The 16390-nt window shown below is 71.8% G+C and carries 15 protein-coding genes; 5 read left to right on the forward strand and 10 right to left on the reverse strand.

The window, feature by feature from the left end; translation table 11 throughout:
• Nucleotides 1-20: 20 nt before the first annotated feature.
• Nucleotides 21-1196: a hypothetical protein gene (locus ACIQRW_RS23700; protein WP_403763721.1), complete on the forward strand. Its 1176-nt coding sequence runs from the start codon at nucleotides 21-23 to the stop codon at nucleotides 1194-1196.
• A gap of 6 nt (nucleotides 1197-1202) precedes the next feature.
• Here ACIQRW_RS23700 and ACIQRW_RS23705 read toward each other — a convergent pair whose 3' ends face one another.
• From ACIQRW_RS23705 to ACIQRW_RS23730, 6 genes are read right to left on the reverse strand one after another with little or no spacing between them, the layout of a single operon-like run.
• Nucleotides 1203-1970 carry an urease accessory protein UreD gene (locus ACIQRW_RS23705; protein WP_403763724.1) on the reverse strand — a complete coding sequence of 256 codons (768 nt, stop codon included), beginning with the start codon at nucleotides 1968-1970 and terminating at the stop codon, nucleotides 1203-1205.
• Entirely contained in the window at nucleotides 1967-2719 is a 753-nt protein-coding gene (ureG, locus tag ACIQRW_RS23710) for an urease accessory protein UreG (RefSeq protein ID WP_018960958.1), read from the reverse strand. Before ureG ends, ACIQRW_RS23705 begins: the two co-directional genes overlap by 4 nt.
• Complete coding sequence (locus ACIQRW_RS23715) at nucleotides 2712-3377, reverse strand: urease accessory protein UreF (protein ID WP_403763727.1); 666 nt, start codon at nucleotides 3375-3377, stop codon at nucleotides 2712-2714. The genes ureG and ACIQRW_RS23715 overlap by 8 nt, the downstream gene beginning before the upstream one ends.
• On the reverse strand, nucleotides 3377-5080 hold the full coding sequence (locus tag ACIQRW_RS23720; RefSeq protein WP_403763730.1) for an urease subunit alpha: 1704 nt from the start codon (nucleotides 5078-5080) through the stop codon (nucleotides 3377-3379). Before ACIQRW_RS23720 ends, ACIQRW_RS23715 begins: the two co-directional genes overlap by 1 nt.
• Nucleotides 5068-5421 (reverse strand): urease subunit beta, encoded by a 354-nt coding sequence (ureB, locus tag ACIQRW_RS23725; protein WP_403763733.1) that lies wholly within the window; start codon nucleotides 5419-5421, stop codon nucleotides 5068-5070. The genes ACIQRW_RS23720 and ureB overlap by 13 nt, the downstream gene beginning before the upstream one ends.
• Nucleotides 5418-5720: an urease subunit gamma gene (locus tag ACIQRW_RS23730; RefSeq protein WP_403763736.1), complete on the reverse strand. Its 303-nt coding sequence runs from the start codon at nucleotides 5718-5720 to the stop codon at nucleotides 5418-5420. The genes ureB and ACIQRW_RS23730 overlap by 4 nt, the downstream gene beginning before the upstream one ends.
• Before the next feature lie 527 nt (nucleotides 5721-6247).
• Here ACIQRW_RS23730 and ACIQRW_RS23735 point away from each other — a divergent pair.
• The gene (locus ACIQRW_RS23735; protein WP_403763739.1) at nucleotides 6248-7438 is read left to right on the forward strand and encodes an NAD(P)/FAD-dependent oxidoreductase; all 1191 of its coding nucleotides are present in this window, start codon (nucleotides 6248-6250) and stop codon (nucleotides 7436-7438) included.
• Nucleotides 7439-7448: 10 nt separating this feature from the next.
• Nucleotides 7449-8387: a sigma-70 family RNA polymerase sigma factor gene (locus ACIQRW_RS23740; RefSeq protein ID WP_403763742.1), complete on the forward strand. Its 939-nt coding sequence runs from the start codon at nucleotides 7449-7451 to the stop codon at nucleotides 8385-8387.
• A gap of 28 nt (nucleotides 8388-8415) precedes the next feature.
• On the opposite strand, the gene ACIQRW_RS23745 is transcribed toward ACIQRW_RS23740, so the two are convergent.
• Nucleotides 8416-9087 carry a hypothetical protein gene (locus tag ACIQRW_RS23745; protein ID WP_403763745.1) on the reverse strand — a complete coding sequence of 224 codons (672 nt, stop codon included), beginning with the start codon at nucleotides 9085-9087 and terminating at the stop codon, nucleotides 8416-8418.
• Nucleotides 9088-9383: 296 nt separating this feature from the next.
• On the opposite strand from ACIQRW_RS23745, the gene ACIQRW_RS23750 reads away from it, so the two are divergent.
• Nucleotides 9384-9932, forward strand: coding sequence for a GNAT family N-acetyltransferase (locus tag ACIQRW_RS23750; protein WP_403763748.1), 549 nt, complete (start codon nucleotides 9384-9386; stop codon nucleotides 9930-9932).
• Between the two features lie 182 nt (nucleotides 9933-10114).
• Nucleotides 10115-13459 carry a S8 family peptidase gene (locus tag ACIQRW_RS23755; RefSeq protein WP_403763751.1) on the forward strand — a complete coding sequence of 1115 codons (3345 nt, stop codon included), beginning with the start codon at nucleotides 10115-10117 and terminating at the stop codon, nucleotides 13457-13459.
• A gap of 139 nt (nucleotides 13460-13598) precedes the next feature.
• On the opposite strand, the gene ACIQRW_RS23760 is transcribed toward ACIQRW_RS23755, so the two are convergent.
• Genes ACIQRW_RS23760 through ACIQRW_RS23770 form a run of 3 tightly spaced genes read right to left on the reverse strand, consistent with a single transcriptional unit; the run spans nucleotide 13599 to nucleotide 16389 of the window.
• Nucleotides 13599-14186: a hypothetical protein gene (locus ACIQRW_RS23760; RefSeq protein WP_403763754.1), complete on the reverse strand. Its 588-nt coding sequence runs from the start codon at nucleotides 14184-14186 to the stop codon at nucleotides 13599-13601.
• Entirely contained in the window at nucleotides 14183-15709 is a 1527-nt protein-coding gene (locus ACIQRW_RS23765; protein ID WP_403763758.1) for an ATP-binding protein, read from the reverse strand. Before ACIQRW_RS23765 ends, ACIQRW_RS23760 begins: the two co-directional genes overlap by 4 nt.
• On the reverse strand, nucleotides 15706-16389 hold the full coding sequence (locus ACIQRW_RS23770; protein WP_403763760.1) for a response regulator: 684 nt from the start codon (nucleotides 16387-16389) through the stop codon (nucleotides 15706-15708). The genes ACIQRW_RS23765 and ACIQRW_RS23770 overlap by 4 nt, the downstream gene beginning before the upstream one ends.
• Between the last annotated feature and the right edge of the window lies 1 nt (nucleotide 16390).

Genomic DNA, 16390 nt, shown 5'->3' on the forward strand with positions numbered 1-16390 from the left:
ACCACGATCTCGGAGGAACCATGCCAAGCCGGGCACCCACGCACCTTGCCGCCCTCTTCCTGTCCGCCGTTCTCGCGTCGGCCCTCCTGGCGGTGGGCGGGGGCGCGGCCCACGCCGGCACACCGTCGCCGTCCCCGTCTCCCCCGCTGCCCGCTTCCGTCGACGGCGGGGCCTGGTCGTCCGGGCACCTCCAGGGCACGGCCATCGACCGCCGCAAGGGCCACATGTACTTCTCCTTCACCGATCTGCTGGTGAAGACCGACCTGTCGGGCAGACCGATCGGCTCGGTCACCGGCTTCACCGGGCACCTGGGTGATCTGGACTTCAACACCGGTGACGGCCGGGTCTACGGCTCCTTGGAGTACAAGGCCGCCGAAGCGTTCTACGTCGCGATCTTCGACGGGGCCCGCATCACCCGGATGAACATGGACGCCCGAACCACCGATGTGGTCTCCACCGTCCATCTCCGCGAGGTCGTGCGGGACTACACCGCCGATATGAACGGCGACGGGGTCTTCGACGGCAACACCGGCGATACCCCCGACCACCGCTACGGCTGCAGCGGCATCGACGGCGTCGCGTTCGGACCCGACCTGAACCGCATGGGCGGCGGCGGCCGGCTCACTGTCGCGTACGGCGTCTACTCCAACACCGCCCGCACCGACAACGACCACCAGGTGCTGCTCCAGTACGACGTGCGCGACTGGCGAAGGTACGAGAGGCCGCTCGTCGAAGGCGCTCATCACACGAGCGGCCCCGCTTCCCCCGACGGCAAGTTCTTCGCCTACACCGGCAACACCACGTACGGCGTCCAAAACCTGGAGTACGACCGGCACAGGGGGAACTGGCTGATGGCCGTGTACAAGGGCAGGAAGACGGCCTTCCCCAACTACTCGCTCTACGTGGTGGACGGGTCGGAGCCGGCCCGCCGGGGAGAGGTGAAGGGGCAGCCGCGCCCCGAGTCCGGCCGTATCCTCTCCCTCCTCCCGCGCGGGCTGCACCACGAGCCGTCCGGTGTGTACGGGTACGAGTCGGGCGGCCAGTACGGTCTGGTCTCGCTCGACGACGGCCGCTACTACGTGGCCGAGGCGGGGACGGTCGACTCCGGAGGAACCACGCTGCAGACCGGCCGCGCGGTGCTGCACCGCTGGACGGGGGCGGTACCCAACCCCTTCACGGTGCTGGGACGCCCTTGACGAGCGTCATTCGCGTTCGATCTCGTTCCGCCAGTGCTCGCACAGTGCCGTCAGCTCCGCTTCCATCGCCGGTGCCTCGGTGTCCAGCAGCCGGACCTGGGCCCCAGGGCCCGCTAGGTCCGTCCGGTACGGGTGGGGCGGCCCGGGCGGGTGGGCGCCGAGGGCGGTGACGGAGCCGATGATCCGGTTCGGGCCGAGGACGCCGGGAAGTTCCCGTATCTCCGGGTCGGTCAGGTCGAGGTCCTCGACCAGCAGTTCCCGGCCGTCGTACACGGCCCGGGTCCTGGCCCGGACGCGGCCGCCGCGTTCACCGGAGCGGCCCAGGACGAGGGTGTCGCGCCACAGCATCCGGGCGCCGGGCGCGAGCGTCACCTCCATCGTGCGGTCGACCCACGCCCCGTGCGCGACCACGAACGGCTTCCCGTCCCAGTCCAGTCGGCCTCCTGCCGCGATGTCGATCCTGGCCCGCCACGCCGATCTGCCTCCCCGGTGGTCGTACGCCACCAGACCGGAGGGTTCGACCAGTTCCAGGCGGGCTCCCGGGCCGACCGAGACGTGCAGCCGGAGATCGTCGCCGGCCAGCAGACCCGCCCGGGTGCCGACGAGGGCGATCCGCAGGCGGTCCGCGCACGGCAGCAGGGGGCGGGGGGCGAGGAACGCCCCGGGAGACAGCTCGCGGGCGAGGTGCCGGCCGGAGGCGTCACGCTCGACGGCGACGACCGTGGGGTCGTCGGGCTCGGCCGGGCGGTCGGCGGGCGCGGGCGGGCCGGTCACGAGCCGTCGTGGCTGTGGCTGTGGGGCGCCATCGGGCCGGGGTCGGTCGGCACATGGGTGCCGGAGCGGTGGCGTACCAGCACGGCCCGCACCCAGTCGGCCAGTTGGGCGATCGACTCCGGATCGTGCTTGGACAGCGCGAGGACGGGCAGACCGTCGCGGGCCCGTTCGGCGTCGGCGACCATCGCGGCCACGTCGACCTCCACGTGGGGGGCCAGGTCGGTCTTGTTGATGACCAGGAGGTCCGCGCCGGTGATGCCCGGGCCGCCCTTGCGGGCGACGTCCCCGCCGCCCGCGACGTCGATGCTGAAGAGCTGGGCGTCGGCGAGGGCGGGGCTGAACGTGGCGGTGAGGTTGTCGCCCCCGCTTTCGATGAGCACCAGGTCCAGCGGCCCGTAGGCCTCCTCCAGGTCCTCGACCGCGTCGAGGTTGGCGCTCACGTCGTCGCGGATCGCGGTGTGCGGGCAGGCGCCGGTCTCGACGGCGCGGATGCGTTCGGTGGGCAGGACGCCTGCCGAGCGGAGGAAGCGGGCGTCCTCGTCGGTGTAGATGTCGTTGGTGACGACGGCCATGGAGAGCTCGCCGGCCAGTTCGCGGCAGAGGGTGGCGAGGATGGAGCTCTTGCCGGTGCCGACGGGGCCGGCGACGCCGATGCGCAGGGCTCGCGGCTGGTTGAGCGGCTGGTGGTAGTGCTCGTTGGGGCCCTGGGCGGGCTGTCCGGGCTGCTGGGCGGATGCGTTGTCAGGCAAGGAAGAGTCTCCGTTCGCGTCGGTCGTGTTCGAGTGCCCACTGCTCGGTGAGCGGTGGTGTACGGGCGGGGAGTTCGGCGGGGGTGCGCACGGCCAGTGCTTCGGTGACGGTTCTCGCGGCGTCCGCCTCGGCGGCGATGATCCACACGACCGAGTCGAGGGGATCGCCGGGCAGCAGCTTGAGCGCGGCGGAGACGATGGTCTGCAGTTCGTCGTAGACGACGCCGTGAGCCAGCGCCTCCTCCCCCACCCCCAGGACGGCCCCGAGCGCCCCGAGGGTCACCGGCCGCAGGGGGCGCGGGTGGAGCCGTGTCAGGGCGGTGACCGCGGGATGGTCGGGGGCCAGCCGGCGGGCGAGGCGGTGCACGCCTCGGCCCAGTGCGGCGGACGCCTCGCGCAGTGGCGCCGTCGGCGTCCGGGCGGCGAGCGCCTCCTGTACGGGCGTGTTGTCCACCGGATCGCGCAGGGCAGCGCGCAGGGCGAGTACGGCGGCGGCCGCTTCGGTGACGACGGTGGTGTGCAGTCGGGCCCTCAGCAGGGCGGGGATCTGCGCGCGTGTGAGGCCCGCCGCGACGGCCGGTTCGAGGCCCGCGCTGTAGGTGTGGGCGCCGACCGGGAGCCGCCCGTCGGCGAGGAGGTAGGGGGCGAGCAGCGCCATCAGAACATGCTGTACCGCTGGGCCAGCGGCAGTTCGGCGGCGGGGGCGGGCTCGACGAGCTCCCCGTCGATGCGGATGGCGAAGGTCTCCGGGTCCACGTCGATGGCCGGGAGCGCCGTGTTGTTCGGCAGGTCCGCCTTGGTGAGGTGTCTGGTGGGTCGTACGGCGACCAACTCCCGTACGAGACCCAGCCGTTCGGCCAGTCCGTCGGCCAGTGCCAGCGGGGAGACGAAGCTGACCGAGAGGTGCGGCGCGGCCTCGGCGGCGGAGGTGGCGCGCAGGAGGACCGGCTGGGTGGTGGGGATCGCCGCGCCCGCGTCGCCCAGGGGCGCGTACACGGCCATGCCTCCCTTGATGACGGCGGCGGGCCGGATCCCGAAGAAGGCGGGGTCCCAGAGCACGAGGTCGGCGAGCTTTCCGGGCTCCACGGAGCCGACGACGTGGTCGATGCCGTGGGCGACGGCCGGGCAGATCGTGTACTTGGCGACGTAGCGGCGTGCCCGCTCGTTGTCGGCGGGCAGTTCGCTGCCGCGGTCACCGAAGCGCTGCTTCATGACGTGGGCGACCTGCCAGGTGCGGCAGACGACCTCTCCGATGCGGCCCATCGCCTGGGCGTCGGAGGAGGTGATGGAGAGAGCGCCGATGTCGTGCAGCACGTCCTCGGCGGCGATGGTGGTGGCCCGGATCCGGGACTCGGCGAACGCGAGGTCCTCGGGCACCCGGGGGTTGAGGTGGTGGCACACCATCAGCATGTCGAGATGCTCGGCGACGGTGTTGACGGTGTGCGGGAGCGTCGGATTGGTGGACGCCGGGAGGATGTTCGGGTGGGAGGCCACGGTGATGATGTCGGGAGCGTGGCCGCCGCCCGCGCCCTCCGCGTGGAAGACATGGATACCGCGTCCGGCGATGGCGTCGAGGGTGCCTTCGACGTAGCCGACCTCGTTGAGGCTGTCCGCGTGCAGCGCCACCTGGAGGCCGTACGCGTCGGCCGCCCGCAGCGCGGCGTCGATCGCGGCCGGGGTGGCGCCCCAGTCCTCGTGGACCTTGTAGCCGCCGGCGCCGCTGAGGGCCGCCTCGCGCAGGGCTTCCTCGCCGACGGTGGAGCCCTTGCCGAACAGCATGACGTTGAGCGGGACGCGGTCCAGGGACCGGTGCATCATGGCGAGGTTCCAGGCGCCGGGGGTGACGGTGGTGGCCTTGGAGCCCTCGGTGGCGCCGGTGCCGCCCCCGATGACGGTGGTGGTGCCGGTGGCGAGCGCCTCGTGGAGGGTCTCCGGCATCAGGAAGTGGACATGGGTGTCGACGGCTCCGGCCGTGAGGACGCGCCCCTCGCCGGAGATCACGTCGGTGCCCGGGCCGATCACCAGATCCGGGTGCACGCCGTCGCTGATGTCGGGGTTGCCGGAGCGGCCGAGGGCGACGATCCGCCCGTCGCGGACACCGATGTCGGTCTTGACGACGCCCCAGTGGTCCAGGACGACCGCGTTGGTGATGACCAGGTCGGGTGCGCCCTCGGCGCGGGACGCGGTGGCCTGGGCCATCGACTCGCGGATGGACTTGCCGCCCCCGAAGACGGCTTCGTCGCCGCCGAAGCACCGGTCCTCCTCGACCTCGATCCAGAGATCGGTGTCGGCGAGGCGGATCCGGTCCCCGGTGGTGGGGCCGTAGAGCGAGGCGTAGGCGGCGCGGGTCAGCTGGGCCATGTCACCAGGTCCTCCGTTCGAGGTGCGGGGGCGGGGGCGGGCGTCCGGGCCTCGGGCAGCACGATGCCGAGAACGCGGCGGCGGCCGCGGAGTTCGACGAGGCTGACGTCGACCCCGACCCCCGGTTCGAAGCGCAGCGACGTGCCCGAGGGAATATCGAGCCGAAATCCCCGGGCCGCGGCCCGGTCAAAAGAAAGCGCCGGATTTGCGTCGGAGAAATGCAGATGCGATCCGACCTGAATGGGCCGGTCACCGTCGTTCACCACGGTGAGAGGCAATACCGCGCTTTTGGCATTGATGTGCAGTACTCCGGAGCCGGTCCGGATCTCGCCCGGGATCACGGGATCGGCGAGGTGATCGTGACGAGCTTGCGCCCATCCGGGAAGGTCGCCTCGACCTGGACGTCGTGCAGCATCTCGGGGACGCCTTCCAGCACTTCAGCACGGGTGAGCACGGCCCTCCCCGCTGTCATCAGCTCGCTGACCGGGACTCCCTCACGGGCCCGCTCCATCGCCCAGCACGCGAGCAGGGCGACGGTCTCCGGGTAGTTGAGGCGGACGCCGCGGGCCCGCCGATCACGGGCGATCATTCCGGCAACACTCAGTAGCAATTTCTCCGTGTCGGACGGAGTCAGAAACATGGGAAACCTCCATGGCGGCCTCCCCGGAATTCCCGGCGGCGCCTGAACCACATGCCTCTTATAGCTCTTCTCTTCGCGGCGTGGCAAATTCCTGCGCACGGCAAAAAGTCCCTTTTTGTGGTTACGACCCACTACATACGGGCAAAACGTACAAAATTCGGTCGGGCGACTACGGGAATCAGCGCGTCGGAGCGGGCCGACCGGAAGGTTCCGGTGGTGCTGTCTCGCCCGGTCCACCCTGGTGCCGCGCGGGGCTCGGTTGTGACCGGCCGACGTCGCCGGTCCGCGCCCCCGGAAGGTCCGGCGTCTCGAAACGGGGCGGAAGATCAGGGGTGAGGAGTGATCGTGTCGGGGTCATCGATCCCACCTGCTCCTTCGGAAGAAGTCCGGGCCCGCCCTCACCAGTGATTCGGAGCCGGGCGCCGAAGGGATTGGACCGCTGGGTGACCCGCCTCACACATGGCCCCTGTCAGCAATCGGGGCGCCATCTCGTTCAGAGGGCACACGAACGAGACAGGAGCCATGTCATGAAGCACCGCATCGTCGTACTCGGCGCCGGCTACGCCGGGGCTTTCGCCGCCGGCAACCTGGCCCGCAGGCTCTCCCCCGCCGACACCGAGATCACCGTCGTCAACGCCGCGCCCGACTTCGTCGAGCGGATGCGTCTCCACCAGCTCGCCAGTGGCCAGGATCTCGCGTCCCGCAAGCTCACCGACGTATTCGCGGGCACCGGGGTGCGGCTGCGTCTGGCGCGTGTCACCGGTATCGACCCCGAGCACAGGACCGTCGCCGTGGCCGGCGAGGACGGCGCCGGTGAACTCGCCTACGACACCCTTCTCTACGCGCTCGGCAGCTCCGTCGCCCACCATGACGTCCCCGGCGCGGCCGAGTACGCCTTCGATGTGGCCGGCCGGTCCTCGGCGCTGCGTCTGCGCGAGCGCCTGGCCGGCCTGGGCGGGGGCGGCGCCGTCGTGGTCGTCGGCGAGGGGCTGACCGGCATCGAGACCGCGACCGAGCTCGCCGAGTCGCGTCCCGGGCTCTCGGTCGCGCTCGCGGCCCGCGGCGAGCTGGGCGCCTGGCTCTCCCCGAAGGCGCGTCGTCATCTGCGCGGCGCCTTCGACCGGCTCGGCGTCACCGTGCACGAACACACCGTCGTCGACGCCGTCGAGCCGACACGGGTGCTCACCGCCGACGGCAGGTCCATCGCGGCCGATGTGACCGTCTGGTCGGCCGGGTTCGCCGTGCACCCCATGGCGGCCGCCGCCGGCCTGGAGGTCGCCGGGACGGGCCAGATCGTCGTCGACCGCACCATGCGTTCGGTCTCTCACCCGGACGTCTACGCCGCGGGCGACTGCGCCTACGCGATCGGCGAGAACGGCCGGCCGCTGCCGATGTCCTGTGCCTCGGCCGGTCTCACCAACATGCGGGCGACCGCCGCGATCATCGCGCGTCTGACGGGCCGCGAGGTGCCGGCCACCGGGCTGAAGTACTTCGGCAACCACATCAGCCTCGGACGGCGGGACGCCATCTTCCAGATGGTGGACGCGGATGTCCGGTCGAAGGCCTGGTACCTGGGCGGCCGAACCGCCGCACGGCTCAAGTCGGGTGTGCTCAAGGGGGCCGGGTGGGGCATCGCCCATCCGACCTTCGGCCTGCCGAAGCGCAGGCACCGGCTGGCCCCCGCGCCCGGCCGGGCCGGTGCGCGGGTCGCCGCCTAGGCTGTTGCGCATGGACAGCGCAGCCGTCGATCAGTTCGAGGCCGGCCGGAACAGGCTGGCCTCGCTCGCGTACCGTCTGCTCGGCTCGGCGGCCGACGCCGAGGATGCCGTGCAGGACACGTTCCTGCGCTGGCAGGCCGCGGACCGTGAGCGGATCGAGGTACCGCAGGCGTGGCTGACCAAGGTCGCCACCAACCTCTGCCTCGACCGGCTCCGCTCGGCACAGGCGCGCCACGAGCGAACGGCCGGCGCGTGGCTGCCCGAACCGCTCCTCGACGGCGACCCGATGCTCGGCCCCGCCGACACCTTCGAGCAGCGTGAATCGGTGACCCTGGCGGTACTGACCCTCCTGGAGCGCCTCTCGCCGGCCGAGCGCGCCGTCTACGTCCTGCGTGAGGCCTTCTCGTACAGCCACGCCGAGATCGCCGCGATTCTCGACATCACCGAGTCGGCGAGCCAGCAGCATGCCCATCGGGCCCGTACCCGGGTCGCCGCCGAGCGCCGCCGCGGCGGCGCGGCCGACCCCGCGTCCGCGCGCCGGGTCGTCGAGGAGTTCCTCGCCGCCGCCACGTCGGGGCGCACCGATCGGCTGGTGGCGCTGCTCACCGACGACGTGACGGCGGTATCGGACGGCGCCGGTCTGGCCAGGCGGCTGTTGCGGTACAGGTCGCGCGAACGGGTCGCCTCCTTCGTACGGGCGGGTTTCAAGCCGACGCCGGCGAAGCGGCGGCTGGCCGGCGGCTCGCTCGCGATGCATCTCGCGCGGGTCAACGGCACCCTGGCCGTCGTCGCCGTGGTCGGGGGCCGGGTCGTGGGCGCCGTGGCGTTCGAGGTCAGCGACGGCAAGGTCGCGTCCCTGTACGGCATCGCCGCCACGGACCGGCTCGCGCGCCTCGACGAGGCGTGGCAGCACCACGAACCCGGCGTACCGGTCATCGACGCGTGGTGACCCCGTGGTGACCGGCCCGTGGTGACGGTCACCAGTCGATGTGCGCGCTGATCCACGCGTCGAGCGCGTTCTCGTCGGCCGCGGGCGGCAGTTCGGGCGCACAGGTGAGAGGAGTGAGGGACAGCTGGAGGTGGGTGAGAAGGCCGTAGGGGCCGTTGTCGGCGGCTGGGCCGAGGACCAAGGCGTGGGTGGAGGTCCGCCAGACGCGGTGCGTCATCGCCGGCCCGGTGACCACCGCGGCGTCCGACAGGCAGGTCCGCTCGGGTGCCGCGCCCAGGTGTTCGGTCACGGCCCGGGCGGCTTGCGCGAGGGTTGCTTCGCAGTCCTGCTCGGTGGACGGCTCGTCGCTCTCCCAGCCCGCCGCCTGCCCCCAGAGGTCCATGTGTTCGCTCAGCCAGGGCTCGTTGGTCATGCCCTCGTCGTGCTCGTCGAAGGGGTACAGCTCTCCGAACACGAGAAAGCTGCGGACGTCGGGCTGCCCGAAGGGGTTCCTGCCGTCGGAGCAGAGCACGTGCCCGTGCCCCGTGCGGAAGGAGTCAGGGACCAGTTCGTGTTCCCAGTCCCATCCGCGGCGCGCCAGTTCCGCGTCGAGAGCTTCGAAGTCGTCGCCCACCGGCGGGCCCGTCGGCAGCGCGACGAACTCCGCGACCGCCGCGGGCGTCAGCGGCCGACGGGCGAGAGCGTGGACACGGGTGGGCATGCCGGTCACTCCAGGAGGTCGTCGCGCGGTCGGCGGGGCCGAGAGCTGTGGATGGTCGGCCGACGGCGCCGGTCGTGCGAGCGGCTCGCGTCGGCGGACGTACTCCTTTTCCACCGCTGGAACCCCACGCTCTCGTGAAGATCGTAGGACCGGTAGGGGCCCCATCGTTCCCGCGAACAGCCGGGCGATCTGGCGCGGTGTCAACCGCACCCGCTCAACCGGCGTGACACCGGGCCCTGTTGGACTGCCCGGACGCCTGACCGGCCCTTGGGCACAGCCGCGATAGGTTGCCCGCCATGACTGAACTCGGATGCGTCGCCTGGCCACCTGACCCGATCGACACGGCGCGGCTCGTGCTCCGCGCGTCCGAGGCCCGGGACCGTGCGGCGTTCATCGAGTTGTTCGCGTCGCCGGAGGTGGGCGCCCACCTCGGTGGCGCCCGTCCGCGTGATGAGCTGGAGCGGGCCGTTCCCGCGGTGCCGGGACGGCGCCGAGGCCTCTTCGTCGTGGAACTCGGCGGGGCGATGGTCGGCACGGTCACGCTCGAACGCCGGGCCGCCGAGCGTCCGGGCGGCCTCCGTCCGGACGGCGACCGCGCCGAGCTCGGCTACATGTTCCTGCCCCGGGCGTGGGGCTCCGGGTACGCCGCCGAGGCGTGCGCCGCCGTGCTCGGCTGGTTCGCCGCCTCGTGTCCCGGCGAACCGGTGGTGCTCTGCACCCGAACCGCCAACAGCCCCTCCCTGCGCCTCGCCCGGAAGCTGGGGTTCACCGAGGTGACACGGTTCGAGGAGTACGGCGCCGAGCAGTGGTCGGGCGTGTGGAGTCCGGTCGCACCGGCCGGTTGATCCAGGGCCCGTACAACCTCGCGCGTGGGCCGGATCAGGGTGCTCGGCTGTTACACAACGATCATTGAGTGCGTCCGAACGGCCTCGGCATACTTCAGGAATCCGGGGCCGAACGCGTATCCGAACGCGCCCCGTGCGGCCGGGCCTTCGCCCGCCCGAACCACTCCTGAGCAGGGACAATCTTGCGAAAAAGATCAACGAGGGCGTACGCGCTCGTCGCCGCGGCCTCGGTCGCCCTGACCGCGGGCATGACCGGTCCGGCGTCGGGGAAGACCGGCGGCCCGGATCCGGCATCCCCGTCCATCGTCAAGGCCTTAGAGCCGGACGGCCGGACCGTCGACACCGTCACCCTGATCACCGGCGACCGGGTCCTCGTGGACGCCAAGGGCCGGGTCGGTGGCATCGAGCGGGCCAAGGGCCGGGAGGACATCCCGTTCTTCACCGAGATCCACGACGGCCGCACCCATGTGGTACCGCGTGACGCCCGGCCGCTGATCGCCGACGGCAGGCTGGACCGGCGGCTGTTCGACGTCACCGCACTGGCCCGGCCGGAAAGCATCGAGGCCCACCGGGCCGGGCTCAAGGTGATCGTCGGTTACCGGGGCGCGTCGGCCGGGTCCGCCCGTGCCGAGGTGCGGTCCGCCGACGGCACCACCGTTCGCCGGACCCTGTCGGCCCTCGACGCCGATGCCGTCACCAGTGCCGCGGCCACCGACAGCGAGGGCGCGCTGTGGGATGCCCTGACGCGTCAGCGGGCGGACGGTTCGGCGGCCACCGCGTCCGGCATCGCCCGGATCTGGCTCGACGGTGTGCGCAAGGCCTCGCTCGACCGCAGCACCGGTCAGATCGGCGCCCCGGCGGCCTGGGCCCGGTCGTTCGACGGCACCGGGGTGAAGATCGCCGTCGTGGACACCGGCATCGACGCCACCCATCCGGACCTGGCGGGCCGGGTGGCCGCGGAGCGCAACTTCAGCGGCTCCCCGGACGCCAAGGACCGTGACGGGCACGGCACGCATGTGGCCTCGACGGCGGCCGGCACCGGAGCGAAGGACGCCCGGTTCAAGGGCGTGGCTCCCGGAGCCCGGCTGATCAACGCGAAGGTGCTGGACGACCAGGGCTTCGGTGACGACTCCAGCATCATCGCGGGGGTCGACTGGGCCGTCGCCCAGGGCGCCGACGTCATCAACATGAGCCTGGGCGGCCTGGACACCCCCGGAATCGACCCGCTGGAGGCCCAGGTCAACAAGGTCTCCGCGGAGAAGGGCGTCCTGTTCGCGATAGCCGCGGGCAACAACGGACCGGACCAGGGCACGGTCGCATCGCCGGGCAGCGCCGACGCGGCCCTGACCGTCGGCGCCGTCGACGACAACGACATGATCGCCGACTTCTCCAGCGTCGGTCCCCGTACCGGTGACAAGGCCGTCAAGCCCGACATCACCGCACCGGGCGTGTCGATCACGGCGGCCGCGGCGGAGGGCGTGGCGGGGCAGAACCCGCCCGGCTACCACAGCCTGAACGGCACGTCGATGGCGACTCCGCACGTCGCGGGGGCCGCGGCGATCCTCAAGCAGAAGAACCCCACCTGGACGGGCGCACAGATCAAGGCCGCCCTGACGGGCTCTGCCAAGGACGGCGCCCACTCGGTCTTCCAGCAGGGCGCGGGCCGGCTCACCGTCGACAAGGCGATCGACCAGACGGTCGTCGCCGAGCCGGTCTCCGTGAACCTGGGCACCCAGACCTGGCCCCACACCGACGACACCCCCGTCACCAAGCAGGTGACGTACCGCAACAACGGCAGCGCCGACGTGACGCTGGACCTGTCGCTGTCCGCGCCGACCGGCGGGGACGGGCAGCCCGCCCCGGCCGGCTTCTTCACCCTGGGGGCCCAGCGGGTCACGGTCCCGGCGGGCGGCACCGCCTCCGTGGACCTGACGGCCGACACCCGCCTGGGCGGTACGGTCGACGGCTCCTACTCGGCCACGGTCGTGGCGTCCGGGGGCGGCCAGAGCGTGCGCACGGCGGCAGCGGTGGAGCGTGAGGCCGAGTCGTACGAGGTCACCTTCAACGCCACCGGACGGGACGGTGCACGAAGCACCGGCTGGCAGGCCGACCTCAAGGGTTACGACGGCCATGCCTCGGGTCGGCGGTTCTTCCCTGACCTGTCGTCCGGTTCGGTCACTGTCCGGCTGCCTCGCGGCACCTACAACCTGTCGGCCGACATGCTCGTCGACCCCGCGGTTCCGGGCAAGGGCGCCGATCTGATCAACAACCCCCGGTTCTCGGTGACCGGCCCGACCACGGTCGAACTCGACGCCCGGTCCACCCGGCCGGTGACGTTCAAGGTGCCTGACCCGGCGGCCACTCCGACGCGCGCGGGAATGATGTACTCCCTCAGCACGCCCGAGGCGGGCATCACGCTGTGGAGCGACTTCACGAGTTTCGACAACGTCCGCACCGCGTTCCAGGGCTCCCCGGTGACCGGCGACTCCTCCCTCTACCAGCAGTGGTCCGCCCACTGGAAGCAGGGGGCCACCGAGTACAACGCGCTCGCCGGCAGTCTGGTCCCGGAGCTGGCCACCGGTTACAGCAAGACGTACACGACCAAGAACATGGCTCTGGTGAAGGTGCGGATCGGGGCGTCGGTGCCCGGCCTCGACGGCGTCGTCAAGGCCTACGGCGAACTGGGCAACGGGGGTGTCGACCCGGCCTTCACCGTGCACCCCCTGACGGGGACCCGGAAGGTGTACCTGTCCACGGACGACGACGCCGTCTGGAACATCTCGGCGGGCGTCCTGGGGAAGAAGGACCCGGCGGGCGACCGGCAGATCGAAGCGGCCTACTCCTTGGACGCCTCCCGGAGGTTCGAACCGGGGACGACGCACACCGAGACCTTCCACACCGGTGTGATGGGGCCGCAGATCAAGGACGGCGACGGTCTCGTGCGCGACGGCGACAACCTCTACGGCTCGCTGGCACTGGTCAGTGACGGGCCGGGACATCCCGGGTTCGCCCGCTACGCCGGTGCGACCACCACCATCCACCGCGACGGCGTGCTGTACGCGAAGGAGGACGCGGCCATCGACGAGCGGTTCTTCGCACTGCCTCCGGAGTCCGCCACGTACAAAGTGGCGACCACGATCAACCGGAACCCGGCGGTCTACCGCGCCGGGAACCGGATCGACGCCTCGTGGACCTTCACCTCTGCCCGCACCGAGGCTCCCGCGACGCTGCCGGTCTCCACGGTCCGTTTCCAGCCACAGCTCGCACTGGACTCCACCGTTCCGGCAGGCTCCCAGCAGACGTTCCCCGTCGTGGTGCAGGGCGCGGCGGCCGGAGCCGGTCTGAAGTCGCTGCGGGTGACGGTGTCGTACGACAACGAGAAGTGGCTGCCCGCCAAGGTCACCGCGGGCAAGGTCACCGTGAGCGCCCCGGCGAAGGGCAAGGCGATCTCGTTGAAGGCCGTCGTCACCGACAAGAGCGGCAACGAGTCGACGGTCACGATCCACAACGCCTTCTTCGGAAGGTGAGGCGCCCCCGGGCGGAACACCGCCCGGGGTGATCCCGGGCGAAGCGGCCCGCCGGAACGGACGTTCCGGCGGGCCGCTGTCATGCCGTCGATGTGGTGGCCGGGGGCCGTCTGCCGTTCCCGCTTCCCCCTCCGCACGCTCAGCGTGCCGGGGCGGGGACCGGGCGGAGGGAGCAGTCGGCCGGAGCGAGGCGACCGTCCCGTCCGACCAGGGTGACGGGCAGGGCCCCCTGCGTGTGTGCGGCGAAGGCGGCCGTGCAGACGAGTTGGTCACGGGCGGGGGCGGACAGCCGCCTCACCCGCAGGTCCAGCCTGACCTCGACGGTGGAATCACCCGTCACGACCCGGTCCGCGGCGGACGCCTCACGGGGCAGCGAGGGGGCGTTGCGGAGCCCGGCCCGCCGTTCGGCCTTGTTCGGGCCGTCGAGCAGGGCGGTGACGGCCGTCAGCGGCGACAGTGCCCCGCTCGCCTCCTCGCCCTCCGAGGGCGAACTCCCGGGGCCGCCCTGCCAGGGGACGTCGACGATCCGTGGAACGGGCAGCAGTTCGTCGTCGGGAGAGAAGAAGAACAGCAGCACCCGTGAGTCACGCGGGGGCAGCAGGTCGCCGACCGGCGGCCTCCCGGCCCCGACCACGCCCGTCTCCTGGATACCGCAGCCGGAGAGCGGCGCCCCGGCGAGCACCAGCAGCGTGGTCAGCCCGACCGCGCGGAACGCCCGCTTCCTCACTCGTGGGCCTCCGTGCTGTTGCCAGGGCCGGTCCCCGGCCCTTCGCCGTGTGCGGCAGCCTGACCGTCCGGCGCTCCGTGGCCCGAGGCGGGCCCGTCGAAGGGCAGTTGCACCGTGAACAGCGCGCCGCCGCCGGGCGTGTTCTCCGCCCGGATCGTGCCGCCGTGGAGGCGCACGTTCTCCTGGGTGATCGCTAGTCCGAGGCCGCTGCCCGGCGAGCGGGAACGTGCGGCGTCCGCCTTGTAGAAGCGGTCGAAGATGTTCGGCAGCGCTTCGGGGGCGATCCCGGGGCCGCTGTCGTGCACCTCGGTGATCAGCGCACCCGGGCGGGCCGACAGCCGGACGGTGACGGGTTCGGCCCCGTGGTGCAGGGCGTTGCCGACGAGGTTGGCCACGATGACGTCGAAGCGGCGCGGGTCGAGGCGGATGCGGACGCCCTCGGGCAGCTCCGCACGGACCCGGTCCTGCCACTGCCTGCCGGACAGGGTTCTCCGTACGGCCTCCGCCGCGTCCACCTCGTCGGTGTTGAGTCCGGCCGCGCGGGCGTCGAAGCGGGACATCTCCATCAGGTCCTCCACCAGCACGGCCAGTTTGCCGGTCTCGGCGCTGATCAGGCGCACCGCCCGGGCGGTGTCCGGGTCGAGCGTCCCGGCCTCCTCGTCCAGCACGTCCGTGACGGCGAGCATCCCCGCGAGGGGGGTGCGCAGTTCGTGCGAGACGTCCGAGGCGAAACGCCGGGCCCGCGCCCCGGCGTCCCGGAGTTCCTGTACGGAGTGTTCGAGGCGGGCCGCCGAACTGTTGAACGTCCGGGCGAGGTCGGCCATTTCGTCCCTGCCGCGTACGGTGATCCGCGCGTCGAGCCGCCCGCCGCCCATGGAGTCCGCGGCACGCCGCAGTTCACGCACGGGGCGCAGTACGCTGCGCGCCGCGAACAGGGCGGGCACCAGCGCCACGACCAGCCCCGGAAGCGCACCGTCGCGGGCGGCGGTCACCAGTGCGTCGATGTCCGTCTCCTCGTTCGCCATGGGCATCACGGCGAAGAGGACCAGACCGCTGGGCACCGCGCCGCCGCCCGCGACGACCCGTGTCATCACCGGCATCCCGATCGTCAGATACGCGTTCCCGTCCTTGACGACCCGCTGGAAGCTGCCGTGCGGCGCGGTCCGCGCGGCACGGCGCAGCTCCCCGGTCAGCACACCGGAGACGGGCCGGTCGCCCGAGGAGACACGCACCGAGCCGTACTCGGCGAACACGATCCACGGATGGGGTTTGGAGCGGGCCGCGATGTCGTACAGCTCCCACCGGACCGATTCCAGGTCCAGGGGCAGGCCGGGGACGAACCGCTCGACCTCCTCGCGGAAGGAGGCGACGGCCGTGTCCTGTGCGCGTTCGAGGACCGCGCTGCGCGCCTCCCGGTAGGTCAACGCGGCCGTCGTGACCGCGCTGACCGCGGCCACCAGAAGGAACGCGAGCACCAGCCGGGTGCGCACCCCGAACGCGGCGGCCGCTCCGGGTATCTTCACAGCGGGCCGAAGCGGTAGCCGAATCCCCGCAGGGTCTGAATGTACCGAGGGCTCTCGGACAGGTCTTCGACCTTGACGCGGAGGCGGCGCACGCAGGCGTCCACCAGGCGCACATCGCTGTGGTAACTGTGGTCCCAGACTTCTTCCAGGAGCCGCTGCCTGCTGAAGACCTTTCCCGGCGCCGCGGACAGCAACAGCAACAGCTTCAGCTCGGAAGGTGCGAGAGGGACCGGCCGGCCCGACTTCAGGACGGTGTGACCGGCACGGTCGATGTCCAGGTCGCCGTGGTGTTCGACGGCGGGCCGGGCACCGGCCGGGGCTTCGATACGGCGCAGCACAGCGCGGATACGGGCTTCGATGACCTCGGTACGGGCGGGCTTGACGACGTAGTCGTCCGCACCGGCCTCCAGGCCGACGATGATGTCCACGTCATCGCCGCGCGCGGTGAGCATGATGATCGGCAGCTGGCTGTTCGCGCGTACGCGGCGGCACACCTCGACACCGTCCATCACGGGCAGCATCAGATCGAGCAGCAGGAGGTCGGGGCGGAACGCCTCCAGCGCCTCCAGGCCGGCCTCTCCGGTCGCGGTGGCGAGGACCTCGTGCCCGCGGCGGCGCAGCCCCATCTCGACGCCGTCGCGTACGGACGGATCATCTTCGACGAGGACGACGCGTGGCATG

The sequence above is a fragment of the Streptomyces sp. NPDC091287 genome, from assembly GCF_044768525.1.
Taxonomy (GTDB): Bacteria; Actinomycetota; Actinomycetes; order Streptomycetales; family Streptomycetaceae; genus Streptomyces.

Excerpts from the sequence above, each read along its gene's own strand:
- ACIQRW_RS23700 (WP_403763721.1), top strand. The coding sequence starts at position 21 with ATGCCAAGCCGGGCACCCACGCACCTTGCCGCCCTCTTCCTGTCCGCC.
- ACIQRW_RS23715 (WP_403763727.1), bottom strand. The coding sequence starts at position 3,377 with ATGGCGCTGCTCGCCCCCTACCTCCTCGCCGACGGGCGGCTCCCGGTC.
- ACIQRW_RS23720 (WP_403763730.1), bottom strand. The coding sequence starts at position 5,080 with ATGGCCCAGCTGACCCGCGCCGCCTACGCCTCGCTCTACGGCCCCACC.
- ACIQRW_RS23730 (WP_403763736.1), bottom strand. The coding sequence starts at position 5,720 with ATGTTTCTGACTCCGTCCGACACGGAGAAATTGCTACTGAGTGTTGCC.
- ACIQRW_RS23735 (WP_403763739.1), top strand. The coding sequence starts at position 6,248 with ATGAAGCACCGCATCGTCGTACTCGGCGCCGGCTACGCCGGGGCTTTC.
- ACIQRW_RS23740 (WP_403763742.1), top strand. The coding sequence starts at position 7,449 with ATGGACAGCGCAGCCGTCGATCAGTTCGAGGCCGGCCGGAACAGGCTG.
- ACIQRW_RS23745 (WP_403763745.1), bottom strand. The coding sequence starts at position 9,087 with ATGCCCACCCGTGTCCACGCTCTCGCCCGTCGGCCGCTGACGCCCGCG.
- ACIQRW_RS23750 (WP_403763748.1), top strand. The coding sequence starts at position 9,384 with ATGACTGAACTCGGATGCGTCGCCTGGCCACCTGACCCGATCGACACG.
- ACIQRW_RS23770 (WP_403763760.1), bottom strand. The coding sequence starts at position 16,389 with ATGCCACGCGTCGTCCTCGTCGAAGATGATCCGTCCGTACGCGACGGC.